Genomic DNA, 13,656 nt, shown 5'->3' with positions numbered 1-13,656 from the left:
CAGGGAGAAGCAGGAGAAATGCAAATTATTCCTCCATATTGATCCGGACTAAACAGGCTTCGGAACGCCGCATCGCGATTTCGGTGGTGCTGCCGATACGCAGGTGGAGCGGGCCACCTAGGGCCGCTTTGCGCAGCAGTTGGATCGGCTTATTCGGCACAATGCCCATGGCGGCTAAACGCGACACCAGCCCTGGGCCGTGAACACTGTCACTGATGCTGTCCACTAATGCAATTTGGCCGACCGATAGTTCAAGTAATGTCATGGTGATGGGGGGGGTGAGTGATTGGAAATTGAGGATCTACTGATGAGATGTAGTATAACCTTAATAGTAATAATTCTCAATTAGCACTGTAGTCTAAGCCAAGCGATCCCCGTAGCTCATCGGCACAAAACGTCACATTTGCTGGACTGAACTCAGGGCAAGGGTTAAAGAGGGTGCATCTCACGTTTGCAGATTCCCATGGCTTGCCAGAGATCACCCGCATCCCCAGCCCTTCTCCCGCAGGAGAAAGGAGAAAAAGCTCTCTCCCACGGGAGAGGATTGGGTGAGTCTAAAAAGCTCGAATCCTACGCTCTAGAAATAGAGATCGTTACAGATGCAGTAGGTGGGAGAAGCCAGAAGCGTATACTTGTATCGCTGTCTGGAGTATGTCACGGATTAGCGTAACTGAGATGTGCCCGTTAAAGAGTTTGGATGGCTAGATGGCGCGATCGCCGGCGGGCATTGCGGTCATTCTCTGTTGTGGGTCGTGCGATCGCTGCCCTGATTCAGGGGATCAACGATGCAGGCGAGGTCAACAGTGGCGCGTTATGGATCAGCCGTAGCCGGTGGGAGAGGACTAGGGGAGGGCCAAAAGCGGGATTCACCCCGATAGAATGGGGAAATGTTTGGAAATTGTTACCCAGTCATGACGATCGCTTACTTTACCCTCCATGAGTCAACTGCATAGCGGCTTCACCCTCTTCATTAGCTTATTAGTGGAGGCCTTGCCCTTCCTTTTGTTGGGGATTCTTCTCTCCAGTGCCCTCTTGTTCTTTGTCGATGAACAGCAATTAATCAAACGGATGCCCCAAAACTCTATTTTGGGGGCATTTTTTGGCAGTTGCGTGGGGTTCTTGTTCCCGGTGTGTGAATGTGGCAATGTTCCGGTGGCGCGGCGATTGCTCACCCAGGGAGCGCCCACCTCTGTCGCGATTGGCTTCCTGCTCGCGGCTCCGACGATTAACCCGATCGTGATTTGGGCCACCTGGGTCGCCTTTCGGGATCAGCCCCAAGTGGTGGTGCTGCGCATTGTGTTTTCATTAATTGTGGCGACGATGATCGGCTGGATTTTTAGTTTCCAACGTGACCCCCGCCCGATGATGCAGCCGGATTTGGCGAAACGGGTGCTCTACCGCATCCAAACTCGCCAAGAACCGGAACGCCCGACCTTGTTACAGTCGGGAACCTATTTACTGGGCCAGGGGGAATCCCCTTTGCGTTTGGAAATGGCGACCCCCGATGATCTGCCTCGACCGAAACCGGTGGAACGCTTTTCGTCGGCGAATGTGCGCCTGTTTTTGGAAAATATGGTGATGGAGTTGCGTGAGTTGGGGGGGATGTTGGTGGTGGGGAGTGCGATCGCTGCCTCGATCCAAGTCCTGGCCCCCCGTGAATTGGTGGTGAGTTTGGGTCAAGGTCCCCTCACCTCGATTTTGGCGATGATGCTCCTAGCGGCGGTGGTGTCGATCTGCTCGACGGTGGATGCCTTTTTTGTCCTTGCCTTTGCCTCCACCTTCACCACCGGATCACTTTTGGCGTTTATGGTCTTCGGGCCGATGGTGGATCTCAAGGCGGCTGGGCTGTTGTTGTCGATCTTTAAACCGAGGGTAATTATTTATCTGTTTGCGATCGCCGCTCAACTCACCCTCCTCTTGACGCTATCCTACAGTTACTTCTTCTAGGCCTATCCCGGCTCGATCATTGATTCGTTGGTGCTGCCATGCTGCGTTTACAACGCCTTTATCCCAAAATTTCCCCGTGGCTTGATGTCTTTGCCCTCCTCAACTGGGGACTTTTGCTGATCAAATTTCGCCTCGCTGGTCAACTGCAACTGTTGATCCATCCCAACTACAATCTCCTCGTTTTTATCGCGGGAATTGGCTTTGTGATCCTCAGTGCCCTCCGCGCCAAAAGCCTCGTCAGTCGCAGCCAACGCCCCACCAACCCCATGCAGCACGTCACCCTTTTTCCCCCCGGTTTGGGGGCAGGTCTTCTCCTGGGAACGGCGATCCTCGGCTTCATCATCCCCCCCGCCATCCTCTCTAGTGAAGTCGCTCTCCAACGCGGCGCAGGGGAAAGCCTCCCCTACACCCGCGTCGAAGCCCAATCCTTCTACAACCCCACCCAACCCGAAGACCGCAGCCTGATTGACTGGGTGCGCACCCTCAACGCCTATCCCGAACCCGATGCCTACACCGACCAAGCCGTAGATGTGACCGGTTTCGTGGTGCATCCCCCCACATTGCCGGATAATTATCTGCTCCTGTCGCGGTTTGTGATTTCCTGCTGTGCCGTCGATGCCTACCCCATTGGCTTACCCGTGCAACTCCCCGGCAGTCAAGACGACTACCCCCAAGACAGTTGGCTCCAAGTCCAAGGCTCGATGATCACCGAAGACCTCGACGGGCGGCGGCAATTAGTGATCGCCGCCGATACGATCGAAACGATCCCCACCCCCCGCGATCCCTACGAGTTTTAATCAGCAGGTTAAGAAAGGGTGTGATTTGCGTGAGGGAGCAGGTTAGGTTAGCAATGGACTGTGCGATCGCCCACCTTCAGTCAGAGGCTCAATACTCTCTCAACCTAAACCCTAAAATGTTGAAATCGTTTGCCCAACATCTCCAAATCTCAGGCTCATCCCTGCCAATCATCGGGGCAATGGCCGTGGGACTTAGCGCGATCGCCCCAGATGCGATCGCCTTCACCCTTAACTCCACCTCCGGCAGTTGGAGTAATCCCGTCGCCGGAGAGTTCATCCAATACCAAACGGTCGATCAAGAAACCCAAGTGCGCTGGGGATATCCCGCCTATTGGGTTCCCACCGGTGGCAAAAGTGGCTTAGGCTTTCTCGGCGTGGGAGAAACAGAGATCACATCGGGGGACATTTTTAACCTGGGGCGGTTGCGCCACTACAATAAAACCCTTTGGTATGGTGCGCCTTACACCGTCGATCTCAGCCTCGCGTTAGACTTTGCCGAGCTGGGGGTGAAATCGTTTAACTACACCCTCGACATTGAAGAAACCCCCAATTATGGCACCTGCGCCTACTACAGCGTCACGGACTGTGCCGATCGCATTGTCTGGAATAATGCCCTTGCGGCGGAACGGTTTGAACTCAATGGCAGTCAGTACACCCTAGAACTCGCTGGCTTTAGTTCCGGTTTGGGGGGTAACTTAATGGATGAATTTATCTCCCAAGAAGGAGGCAGCAGTGATGCCTATCTCTATGCCAAATTGACGGTGATTGCTCCGCCACCATCGGTCAAAAACCCTGTGGTGATCCGCCCTCCGGCGACCCGTCCTCCGGTGAAAAGCACTCCAGAACCCGGCTCACTGTTAGCGATCGCCGCCGCCCTCGGTTCCGGCTATCTCACCAAACGTCGTCAAGCTTAACCCCCCACCGCTCACCCACGAAGACCGCTCAAAAATAGGCTAGGATAAACCCCTAGTCTACGTTTGAGAATTCCCATGCACCGCATCGCAGCCACACCCGGCGGGTGGACTCCCGACACCGACGGGGTCATCTTCATTGCACAAACCCCCGCCCCGATCATCATTCTCACCAGCGCCGACACCGAAATTCAAACCCTCGCCGCCGCTCTGCCCCACCTCCCCGCCGACTTTCCCGCTGTGCGGGCGGTGAACCTCCTCCAACTTCAACAACCCCTGAGCATTGACGACTACGCCGACCAGGTGCTGAGTTCGGCGCGGGTGATGGTGCTGCGGCTGTTGGGGGGGCGATCGTATTGGTCTTATGGGTTGGAAGTGGTGAAGGAGGTGGCGGCGAAAACCGGGGCTTTGCTCTGCGTGTTGCCCGGTGACGATCGCCCCGATCCCGAACTGATCAGCCAATCCACCGCATCTTTAGGCGTGGTTAATCAGCTTTGGAATTATTGGATTGAAGGCGGCATAGAAAATATTGCCCACAGTTTGCGCTGGGTGAGCAATCACGGCTTAGGCACAACTTACGCCACGAAACCGCCGCAGCCTGTGCCGCGTTTGGGGGCCCTCACCCAACCCTCTCCCACGGGAGCGGGCTTAGAACTCCCTGCGCCTGGGGGAGAAGGGCCGGGGATGAGGGTATCTGGAACTGTGGGCATTCTCTTCTATCGCGCCCATTATTTAGCGGGAAATACTGCCCCGATTCAGTCCCTTTGTGATGCGTTACAAGCCAAGGGAATTACCCCCCGCCCTGTGTTTATTTCTTCATTACAAGACCAGGAATTACAAGCTGAATTATTAACGGCATTAGCCGGAATTGATGTACTGATTAATACCACCAGTTTTTCTCTGGCAAAATTAGGGCAAGAACAGCAGCCGAAACTGTGGGGAGATCTAAATGTACCGATTATCCAAGCCATTCTCAGCGGTGGCACAGAAGCCCAATGGGAAGCAGGCGCACAGGGTTTAAGTCCTCGTGATGTGGCGATGAATGTGGCGTTGCCGGAGGTAGACGGGCGGATTATTGGGCGGGCAATTTCGTTTAAATCCGTGGCAACACGCCATGAGCAACTCGAAACGGATGTGGTGGTCTATCAACCGAGGCGCGATCGCATCACCTTCATCACCGACCTCGCCGCCCAATGGGTCAACTTGCGCCGCAAGTCGAAGCGCGATCGCCGCGTTGCCCTCATCCTTGCCAACTATCCCAACCGTGATGGCCGTCTTGCCAATGGCGTGGGTTTGGATACGCCCGCGAGTTGTATCGAAATCCTCAACGCTCTACAGAATGAGGGTTACAGCGTCGGCAATATTCCCGCAACCGGTGATGATCTAATCCGGCAACTCACCGCAAGTGTGACCAATGATCCGGAAAGTTGGGGCGTGCGTCGGGTGCATCAATCCCTCCCGGTGGCAGACTATCGGGCTTATTTCGCAACTCTACCGGAGGCGGTGCAACAGGGTGTTATCGCTCGCTGGGGGGAATTTGACGGGAAATCTATTCAAGTTGCCGGGTTGCAATTGGGCAATAGTTTCATCGGGATTCAACCCTCGCGGGGCTACGATCGCGATCCCAGTCTCAACTATCACGCCCCGGATTTAGAACCTACCCATGACTATCTCGGCTATTACTATTGGGTGCGATCGCAGTTTGGGGCCGATGCGATCGTTCATGTGGGCAAACATGGCAATTTGGAATGGTTGCCGGGGAAAAGTTTGGCCCTGTCCAATCACTGTTATCCGGAAGTTGCTTTAGGGGCAATCCCGAATTTTTACCCCTTTATTGTTAATGATCCGGGGGAAGGTTCTCAGGCAAAACGACGCAGCCAAGCGGTGATTTTAGACCACCTCACGCCGCCCCTAACTCGTGCGGAATTGTACGGGCCATTGCAGCAGATTGAGGCGTTAATTGATGAATATTACGAAGCCCAAACCCTTGACCCGTCGCGGTTAAATTTGATTGGCGATCGCATCACCGCCGCTGTCCAAGCTTGCAATTTTAACCAAGATCTAGGCATTGATTCTGTAGATCGCCAATCCCTCGCGGCCTTTCTCACCCGTGCCGATGGCTATCTCTGCGAACTGAAAGAAGCCCAAATTCGCGACGGCTTACATATTTTCGGTCAGGTTCCCACGGGGCGACAGTGGCGTGATTTGGTGATTGCGATCGCCCGCGCTCCCGGTTTCCATCGGTTGGGTCTGACGCGAGCGATCGCCGCCGATCTCGGCTACGATCCCGACCTGCTGAATGAAGACTACAGCACGGCTATTTCTACGCCTGAATCTCCCCAAAAAACCGTTGGCGATCTTGTGGAATATTTGGAAGAAACCGCGATTCAACTGATCGAAACTCAGGTTATGCCAACCCTCACCCAACTCTCTCCCGCAGGAGAGGGCTTCAGACTCCCTTCTCCCGTGGGAGAAGGGCTGGGGATGAGGGTATTAGGCCCCGCCACTACCACTGAACTCCACTGGATCACCACCACATTAATCCCCAACCTCGCCCAAACCCGCCACGAAATCACCCAACTCCTGCGGGGTTTAAATGGGGAATACATCCCCGCCGGGCCCAGTGGTGCGCCCACCCGTGGCCGTCCGGAAGTATTACCCACGGGCCGTAATTTTTACTCCGTGGATATTCGCGCCATTCCCACCGAAACCGCGTGGTCAGTGGGGCGCGTCGCTGCCGAGCGGGTGATCGAACGCTACACCCAAGAGGAGGGGGACTATCCGCGCCGTCTCGCCCTCTCGGTGTGGGGTACGTCCACGATGCGCACCGGAGGCGATGATGTGGCTCAAGCCCTGGCCCTGTTGGGGGTGCAGCCGATTTGGGATGGATTGGCGCGGCGGGTGGTGGATTTTGAGGTGATTCCTCTGGGTGTGTTGGGGCGGCCGCGGGTGGATGTGATGGTGCGGATTTCGGGGTTTTTCCGGGATGGATTCCCCAATTTAATTGACCTGCTCGATCGCGCCATTACCACCGTCGCCCAACTCGACGAACCCGCCGATCAAAACCCCCTCGCTGCCCAGGTGGAATGCGATCGCACCCAGTGGCAAGCCGCCGGACTCCCCCCCGACCAAGCCCAAACCCGTGCCCAATACCGGATTTTCGGCTCGAAACCGGGAGCCTACGGAGCCGGGTTACAGGGGTTGATTGAGGCGCAAAATTGGACGAGTGACGCAGATTTGGCGCGGGCCTATATGAATTGGAGCAGCTACGCCTACACCGGTTCGGGGCGGGGTCATGCCGCGCCGGAAGCCTTTGAACGGCGGTTGAGCGATCGCCAAATTGTCCTCCATAACCAAGACAATCGCGAACATGACTTGCTCGATTCCGATGATTATTATCAATTTCAAGGCGGTTTAACGGCAGCGGTGCGCCACGTTTCCGGGCAACAACCGATCACCTATTTCGGCGACAATTCCCAACCCCAAAACCCCAAAGTCCGCCATCTCAATGAAGAAATCACCCGCGTTTATCGGTCGCGGGTGGTGAATCCGAAATGGATCGCCGGGGTGATGCGTCATGGTTATAAAGGGGCGTTTGAGTTGGCGGCGACGGTGGATTATTTGTTTGCCTACGATGCGACGGCCCATTGTGTGGAGGATTTTATGTATCAAGGGGTGGCGGAGGCTTATGTATTAGATGAGGCGGTGCGATCGTTCATTGAGGCGAAAAATCCCTGGGCCTTGCGGGACATGACCGAGCGTTTACTCGAAGCCCATCAGCGCGGCCTCTGGCAACAGGTTGATCCCGCTCTCTTGGATCAACTCCGCACCATTGTCCATGCTGCCGAAGCCCAAGTGGAGCAGACGTTAACCGCCTCAGATTAAGAGAGTAGCCAAATTTCGGTTTGTTGCTCCCTAAAATCCCTCACCCCCCACTCTTTCCCCCTCAGCTACGCCTGAGATCAGGGCAACGAGATTTTATTTTGCAGCGAGATTTTATTTTGCAGCGAGATTTTATTTTGCAGCGAGATTTTATTTTGCAGCGAGATTTTATTTTGCAGCGAGATTTTATTTTGCAGCGAGATTTTATTTTGCAACGAGATTTTATTTTGCAACGAGATTTTATTTTGCAACGAGATTTTATTTTGCAGCGAGATTTTATCTTGCAACGAGATTTTATCTTGCAACGAGATTTTATTTTGCAACGAGATTTTATTTTGCAGCGAGATTTTATTTTGCAGCGAGCTAGAAGCTCGCACTCCACAGGATTAATTCAGCCCTGGGAGTGTGAGCCTCTGGCTCATTCAGACCCAATCCAGATTAATTCAGCCCTGGGAGTGTGAGCCTCTGGCTCATTCAGACCCAATCCAGATTAATTCAGCCCTGGGAGTGTGAGCCTCTGGCTCATTCAGACCCAATCCAGATTAATTCAGCCCTGGGAGTGTGAGCCTCTGGCTCATTCAGACCCAATCCAGACGTGCAACTGGGGTGATGGATCAGCGAAAATTCCTAGGGTTAGACCGCGACAGTGGTCATTGCTTGGCGACGATAAAACTGTTCGCGGGCTTCTTGGGTGACTCGTCCGTCCATGATGGCGAGTTGAAGCTGGGTAAATAAGACCACATCATCGGCTGTGCAGCTTAGCAGTAAGTGCCGCAGCTTGTTTTCTGCCTCGACGCAGAGATAGCCTTGACGAAATGCATCTTGAACGATTTCACGAATACTAGCCACAACACATCATCCTTTCAATATCACCGGAAGGGGTGAGACCCCGTGAAGGTTATTCCCCTCATTCGCAAGAATACTGAAGAAAGCCACCGATACCCTATGATCTCGATCAATCCTTTCTGTTGATTGTTATCAGTTCCCTGTGTCGTAGGGAACTGAGTACGGTATGATTGAAATCATCTCAACGCCTTGACCTGTAACCGATAGACATCCATGAAGCCTTACCTCGCTGCCGCTCTTCAAATGACGAGCAAACCGAATTTAATGGAAAACTTGCTAGAGGCCGAGGAGCGCATTGATCTAGCGGTGCGGCGCGGGGCTGAGTTGGTGTGTTTACCTGAAAATTTCTCGTTCATGGGTCTTGAGGAAGAGAAAATGGCTCAGGCAGCGGCGATCGCAGAAAAAAGCGAGCAATTTCTCCGCACCATGGCCCAACGCTATCAAGTGACGCTCTTGGGGGGAGGCTTTCCTGTTCCCACCGCCTCCGGGGATAAAGTTTGTAATACAGCCCTGCTGATCGCGCCCAATGGGGAAGAATTGACGCGCTACCACAAGGTACATCTCTTTGATGTGGATCTTCCCGATGGCAATACCTACTGCGAATCGAGTACGGTGATGGCGGGGAATGAGTTGCCCAAGATTTATGCCTCTGAGACCTTTGGCAATCTGGGGTTATCGGTGTGCTATGACGTGCGCTTCCCGGAACTCTACCGCCACTTGTCCAAAGCGGGGGCGGATGTGTTGTTTGTGCCGGCTGCCTTCACCGCCTACACCGGGAAAGACCATTGGCAAGTGTTGCTTCAAGCCCGTGCGATCGAAAATACCTGTTATGTGATTGCGCCGGCCCAAGCGGGGAATCATTACGGACTGCGCCACACCCACGGCCATGCGATGATTATTGACCCGTGGGGGACGGTGCTGTCGGATGCGGGGTCGGATCAGGAGATGGCGATCGCAGAAATTAACCCCGACTGTCTCCACCAAGTGCGCCGCCAAATGCCCTCGCTGCAACATCGCATTTTTGTTTGAGCAGTTCACTAGAACAGAAGGCTGAGGCTTGAACAGACTCAACCTTCGATCAACTCAGGCTCTGCGAAGCACGGCCTTATTCTTCGTCACCTTCGACCTGGGCCTTATATTCCGCAGCGGTTAACACATCCTCTAGATCCCCATCGGGATCGGCGATGCGAATTTTGATTAACCATCCTTCGCCGTAGGGATCTTCTGCGAGAGATTCCGGCGCATCGATCAACCCTTCATTGCGATCGATCACCGTGCCGCTGATGGGGGCTTTGAGATCCTCCACCGCTTTCACTGATTCAATCGTGCCAAATCCTTCGCCCGCTTCGACATCATCGCCCATTTCCGGCAATTCCAGAAAGACAATGTCTCCCAATTGGTCAAGGGCGAAGGATGTGATCCCAATGGTGGCAATTTCGCCATCCAAGCGGACATATTCATGGGAGTCGAGGTACTTCAAGTCCTCCGGATATTCAAAAGCCATGGTGATCCCTCAAACTATGATTCAGCGTGCATTTCATCACTCTTAACCCTACTATGAAACCAGGGCTTCGTTGGTGTTGGATCGAGAAATTTGAGAATTTTTGATCGAGGGGTGTGGCCAGGGTGGAACGAATTTTAAAAACTGGGGAGGGTTGGCGGTTGGGGTGGAATCCGCAGGCGGAGGATTATGCCGGATTGGTGGGGGGGGAGGATTGGGCGGTGGAACTGACGGTGGTGGAGCTTCAGGAGTTTTGTCGCCTCTTGCAACAGTTGGGCGATGCGATCGCTTCGATCACCCCCGAACTCATGGCCGAAGAACACCTCACCTGCGCCGTCGAGGGTGAATCTCTCTGGCTCGAAGCCGACGGCCTCCCCCACCACTACAGCCTCCGCCTCATCCTTAACCAGGGCCGCCGCGCCGAAGGCAATTGGCCCCCCACCGCCATCCCTGGCCTGCTCCAAGCCGCCCAAATGCTCAACGTGTTTTAACGACTCAATCCAGTCCTGCCTAACCCCCGCCCCGTCGCCGTCGTCCCCGCCCGGAACGACTCGTAGACACGTCATATTCCAACGCCGCCCCAATGGAATACAACACCCCACTAAACACATAAAACACATCCATCAAGCCGCCACTTTCGTAGTTACCCGGCAACGACAACGCCACATAAAACGCCAAATCCGCCACATATTTCGCCAACGCCGCCGCCCCGATCATTCGCCACGACTGGGAAAATCGCCCCCCCCAAAATGCCATCAGCAACGTCGCTGCAATCACCATTAACGCCACATCTGAAATGGAATAAAACAAGTTGACCGGCGTGGCAAACACCACCAAAAACTCATCCAAGGCCATCACCCACCCTGGCGGCAGCTTTTCGCTTTCTGCTTCTGCTGCAGGAATGGCTGGGGCCGTGACGGCGGCGGGAGCGTTGGGATCGGCGGCGGGAGCAGGTTGGACGGCTTCGGTGCTGGGGGTGGGGGGGACTTCAGCGATCGCCTCTTCCTTATTGATCGTCGCGAGTTTGAGCCATACGGCGAGGAGAGTCCCCAAAACAGCAACACCTCCGACAATTAACCATTGTTTGGGTTCAAGGTTGAGACGACGGGGAAGCACGGCCAAAATCATGCCAAAGCCGACGCAAATGGTGAAGCTGATGTAAAAAAGGTCGGCGGGGGAAATTTCAGGATCAAGATTAAAGTACAGTTCCCACATGCCAAAGAGGAAGTTACCGATGGAATAGGAGCCGAGACCGAGGCCGATGAAGAGCCACACATCTCGACCGCTGGCAATTTGGGGGCTTTTCCAGTTGCGGTAACAGAGCCAGGTGGCGAGGATGAAGGGTAGGGTTTCTAGGGCATACGTGCCGAGCAGATACCAGAGGGGGTTCTCTTCACCGGGAATCGGAATGCTAAAGAGGGCGAAAAACCAGAAGGTTACCACTGACCAGATAATCCCCCCAAATACAATGTTTTGTCCCGATAACAATGTTGCCAATGAGGGTAGATTGGGGAGAGATTTACTCATAGCGGGGATGGGATTAGATGGCTAATTCTCCCACGATAGCATTATGGTGAGAGGGTCTTTTGTCGCTCTTGGATGAGGCGATCGAGTTGGCCTTGATGTTCACATTTGAAGCCTTGGCGGAGGGCGCGTTCTAGGTTGATTTGGGTGAGGGGACGGACGCGATCGCACGGCGGTTTCCACACTAAACTCACCACCGCCCAAGCTACGCTGCGCAGCACATCTACATCGGTTTTGAGCCAGGATTCAGTATTGCCCGGTCGCCCTGTTTCCTCCACTGGATCAAGTGCCACCCAAATGCCATGGATGCCGAGGTGAATCCGAGCCAGCCAGAGGGCGCGGGGGAGATGGGATGGGGAGGTGAGGAGTTGCACATGGCGGGCTTGCCAGCGGCGCAAAATCGGAGTGGTGTAGTAGAAGTTTTCAAAGGTGTTGTGGGCGCAGGTTTCGAGCCAGATGCGATCGCTTAAGGCCTGTTCGCGTTCAAACACCAAAAAGATACAAGGCGGCGGCGATCCACTGGAAATTAACACCGGAATGTCAGGCTGTTGGGCGACACTTTGGGCGGCGTAGATTTCGCGGCGGATGCTACCCCCCAACACGAGCACGGCATCAATGGGCTGCTGGGCGGCGAGGGTGAGGCGCAAACCGAGGCTAATTGTGAGGATCGCCACTAGACCCAATCCCACTTTCAGCACGGTAGACCAGGGAGAACGACGACGCAGTAATGAGAAAAAGCCCATGGTGAGGAGCGATCGCACAATTTTCCTTCACCGTAGCATAGGCAATGGGAGACCGAGCGATCGCCGTTCTCTGCCCCTTAGAATGGCCAAGTTCGACCCTAGCAGAAGATCCCAAGTCTTCCGCAGTTTGGGGAATTCTATCCCATGTGCTGTATGTCTGTGTTTCCTCAAAAACCCGCCCTTTGGCAGGTTTGGCTGATTTTAATCCTGGGGGTGATGGCCGTCGCCACCTCGGCCCCCATTATCCGGGTCGCCTTAGCCAGTGCGGCAACGCAGGGGTTGGGATTTAGTTTATTTTTAGCGGCGATGCGGTTGGTGATGGCCAGTGTGTTCCTCGTGCCCGCGTGGCGATCGCTCCCGGTGAAAACCATTTCCGGGGCCACTTGGGGTTATGCGATCGCCGCCGGATGCTGTCTCGCCCTCCACTTCGCCACCTGGTTCACCTCCCTCTCGTTCACCTCCATCGCCGCCTCCACCGCCCTCGTCACCACAAACCCGGTGTGGGTGGCCCTCCTCAGTTGGCTCTGGTTTGGACGACGACCCACCGGGATCACCGTGGGCGGCATTGCGATCGCCCTCACCGGCGGCATGGTCATTGCCTGGGGCGGTGCTCAGGGCAGCGCATCGGGAACCGCGCCCCTCCTCGGTGATGCCCTCGCCCTCGTGGGGTCTTGGATGGCGAGTTTCTATTTCATGCTCGGTCGCGAAGCCCAGCGGCGCGGGTTGAGCATCGGTCAATATGTGGCGATCGCCTATGCCGTCGCTGCGATCGTTCTTTTGCCCCTCCCCCCCATCTTCAACATTTCCTACCTCGGCTATCCCCCCCTCGTCTACGGCTGCATCCTCCTCATGGCCATCCTGCCGCAACTCATCGGCCACACCGTGATTAACTGGTCAGTCACCCAAATTTCCCCCACCATCGTCACCCTCGCCATCCTCTTTGAACCCATTGGCTCTAGCCTCATGGGCTGGGCCCTCTTCAGCGAAATCCCCGGCCGTTTTGTCCTCCTCGGCGGCGTGATCCTCCTGATTGGCGTGGCAATTTCAATCATCGGCGAACCGCGCCCCAAACCCAGTTAACCATCAGAGTTTGACAACAGGATAAGATCATGAGCATTCCACTATCACCACGTCTCTTGGCCGTGGATTACGAAGGTGAAGCGTAAAGCCCATGATTGAAGTTGCCTTTGCTGATCTTCCTCTGGTTCAGGTCATCCAATTTGAACCCTTAACTGTTAATACAGCCCAAAAACTGGAGCAGCATTCCAAGGCACAGAGCAAATCCTCTGCTTCTCCAGGGATGACCCGTGCGCGTGCATTGTTGCTTCACCTCTTCGACCGCTACAAAAAGCCTGGTTATGGATTAGGGCGATTAGAAGCTCAGAAGCTCGCCTATTTTCTACAAGCAGCGGGCGAACCGTTAAAACTGCACTACGAACGTTCTCAATCATTGGCTCAGGTAAGGGCATGGTCTCCATGCCCTCGGTGGTGAAGACTTAGGCGGG

General features: G+C 54.8%; 14 protein-coding genes. 9 read left to right on the top strand and 5 right to left on the bottom strand.

The features are described from left to right. Positions 1-25 precede the first annotated feature (25 nt). Positions 26-265, bottom strand: a complete 240-nt coding sequence (locus SPI6313_RS00415) for a FeoA family protein (RefSeq protein WP_072619222.1) — start codon at positions 263-265, stop codon at positions 26-28. A 671-nt stretch (positions 266-936) separates the two neighbouring features. Between SPI6313_RS00415 and SPI6313_RS00410 the strand changes: the two genes are divergently transcribed. The 5 genes from SPI6313_RS00410 (at position 937) to SPI6313_RS24265 (ending at position 7,998) form a co-directional block, all read left to right on the top strand. After that, positions 937-1,947 (top strand): permease, encoded by a 1,011-nt coding sequence (locus SPI6313_RS00410; protein WP_072619221.1) that lies wholly within the window; start codon positions 937-939, stop codon positions 1,945-1,947. A 38-nt stretch (positions 1,948-1,985) separates the two neighbouring features. Next, a complete protein-coding gene (locus SPI6313_RS00405) occupies positions 1,986-2,744 on the top strand; it encodes a TIGR03943 family putative permease subunit (protein WP_072619220.1) in 759 nt (252 codons plus the stop codon). A gap of 116 nt (positions 2,745-2,860) precedes the next feature. Further along, complete coding sequence (locus SPI6313_RS00400) at positions 2,861-3,658, top strand: choice-of-anchor K domain-containing protein (protein ID WP_072619219.1); 798 nt, start codon at positions 2,861-2,863, stop codon at positions 3,656-3,658. Positions 3,659-3,733: 75 nt separating this feature from the next. After that, complete coding sequence (gene cobN, locus SPI6313_RS00395; RefSeq protein WP_072619218.1) at positions 3,734-7,540, top strand: cobaltochelatase subunit CobN; 3,807 nt, start codon at positions 3,734-3,736, stop codon at positions 7,538-7,540. A gap of 98 nt (positions 7,541-7,638) precedes the next feature. After that, complete coding sequence (locus tag SPI6313_RS24265; protein WP_245788506.1) at positions 7,639-7,998, top strand: hypothetical protein; 360 nt, start codon at positions 7,639-7,641, stop codon at positions 7,996-7,998. Between the two features lie 172 nt (positions 7,999-8,170). Here the strand turns inward: SPI6313_RS24265 and SPI6313_RS00385 are convergent, their stop codons facing one another. Further along, positions 8,171-8,386 (bottom strand): hypothetical protein, encoded by a 216-nt coding sequence (locus SPI6313_RS00385; RefSeq protein ID WP_072619216.1) that lies wholly within the window; start codon positions 8,384-8,386, stop codon positions 8,171-8,173. Positions 8,387-8,596: 210 nt separating this feature from the next. Here SPI6313_RS00385 and SPI6313_RS00380 point away from each other — a divergent pair, with 210 nt between their 5' ends. After that, positions 8,597-9,412, top strand: a complete 816-nt coding sequence (locus SPI6313_RS00380) for a carbon-nitrogen hydrolase family protein (RefSeq protein WP_072619215.1) — start codon at positions 8,597-8,599, stop codon at positions 9,410-9,412. 76 nt (positions 9,413-9,488) lie between these two features. On the opposite strand, the gene gcvH is transcribed toward SPI6313_RS00380, so the two are convergent. Next, the gene (gcvH, locus tag SPI6313_RS00375) at positions 9,489-9,887 is read right to left on the bottom strand and encodes a glycine cleavage system protein GcvH (protein WP_072619214.1); all 399 of its coding nucleotides are present in this window, start codon (positions 9,885-9,887) and stop codon (positions 9,489-9,491) included. A 122-nt stretch (positions 9,888-10,009) separates the two neighbouring features. Between gcvH and SPI6313_RS00370 the strand changes: the two genes are divergently transcribed. Continuing rightward, on the top strand, positions 10,010-10,375 hold the full coding sequence (locus SPI6313_RS00370) for a DUF1818 family protein (RefSeq protein ID WP_072619213.1): 366 nt from the start codon (positions 10,010-10,012) through the stop codon (positions 10,373-10,375). Between the two features lie 19 nt (positions 10,376-10,394). Here the strand turns inward: SPI6313_RS00370 and SPI6313_RS00365 are convergent, their stop codons facing one another. Beyond that, complete coding sequence (locus SPI6313_RS00365) at positions 10,395-11,411, bottom strand: hypothetical protein (protein ID WP_072619212.1); 1,017 nt, start codon at positions 11,409-11,411, stop codon at positions 10,395-10,397. A gap of 41 nt (positions 11,412-11,452) precedes the next feature. Beyond that, on the bottom strand, positions 11,453-12,151 hold the full coding sequence (locus tag SPI6313_RS00360; protein WP_072619211.1) for a YdcF family protein: 699 nt from the start codon (positions 12,149-12,151) through the stop codon (positions 11,453-11,455). A 153-nt stretch (positions 12,152-12,304) separates the two neighbouring features. Here SPI6313_RS00360 and SPI6313_RS00355 point away from each other — a divergent pair, with 153 nt between their 5' ends. Continuing rightward, positions 12,305-13,231, top strand: coding sequence for a DMT family transporter (locus SPI6313_RS00355; RefSeq protein ID WP_072619210.1), 927 nt, complete (start codon positions 12,305-12,307; stop codon positions 13,229-13,231). Between the two features lie 91 nt (positions 13,232-13,322). Further along, complete coding sequence (locus SPI6313_RS00350) at positions 13,323-13,643, top strand: hypothetical protein (protein WP_072619209.1); 321 nt, start codon at positions 13,323-13,325, stop codon at positions 13,641-13,643. The last annotated feature ends 13 nt before the right edge of the window (positions 13,644-13,656 follow it).

It is taken from the genome of Spirulina major PCC 6313 (genome assembly GCF_001890765.1).
Classification (GTDB): Bacteria; Cyanobacteriota; Cyanobacteriia; order Cyanobacteriales; family Spirulinaceae; genus Spirulina; species Spirulina major.
This window is presented reverse-complemented; position numbering and strand designations above follow the sequence as displayed.

Bases quoted from the DNA above. Each gene is read 5' to 3' on its own strand.
- SPI6313_RS00415 (WP_072619222.1), bottom strand. From the start codon at position 265: ATGACATTACTTGAACTATCGGTCGGCCAAATTGCATTAGTGGACAGC.
- SPI6313_RS00410 (WP_072619221.1), top strand. From the start codon at position 937: ATGAGTCAACTGCATAGCGGCTTCACCCTCTTCATTAGCTTATTAGTG.
- SPI6313_RS00405 (WP_072619220.1), top strand. From the start codon at position 1,986: ATGCTGCGTTTACAACGCCTTTATCCCAAAATTTCCCCGTGGCTTGAT.
- SPI6313_RS00400 (WP_072619219.1), top strand. From the start codon at position 2,861: ATGTTGAAATCGTTTGCCCAACATCTCCAAATCTCAGGCTCATCCCTG.
- cobN (WP_072619218.1), top strand. From the start codon at position 3,734: ATGCACCGCATCGCAGCCACACCCGGCGGGTGGACTCCCGACACCGAC.
- SPI6313_RS00380 (WP_072619215.1), top strand. From the start codon at position 8,597: ATGAAGCCTTACCTCGCTGCCGCTCTTCAAATGACGAGCAAACCGAAT.
- gcvH (WP_072619214.1), bottom strand. From the start codon at position 9,887: ATGGCTTTTGAATATCCGGAGGACTTGAAGTACCTCGACTCCCATGAA.
- SPI6313_RS00365 (WP_072619212.1), bottom strand. From the start codon at position 11,411: ATGAGTAAATCTCTCCCCAATCTACCCTCATTGGCAACATTGTTATCG.
- SPI6313_RS00360 (WP_072619211.1), bottom strand. From the start codon at position 12,151: ATGGGCTTTTTCTCATTACTGCGTCGTCGTTCTCCCTGGTCTACCGTG.
- SPI6313_RS00355 (WP_072619210.1), top strand. From the start codon at position 12,305: ATGTCTGTGTTTCCTCAAAAACCCGCCCTTTGGCAGGTTTGGCTGATT.
- SPI6313_RS00350 (WP_072619209.1), top strand. From the start codon at position 13,323: ATGATTGAAGTTGCCTTTGCTGATCTTCCTCTGGTTCAGGTCATCCAA.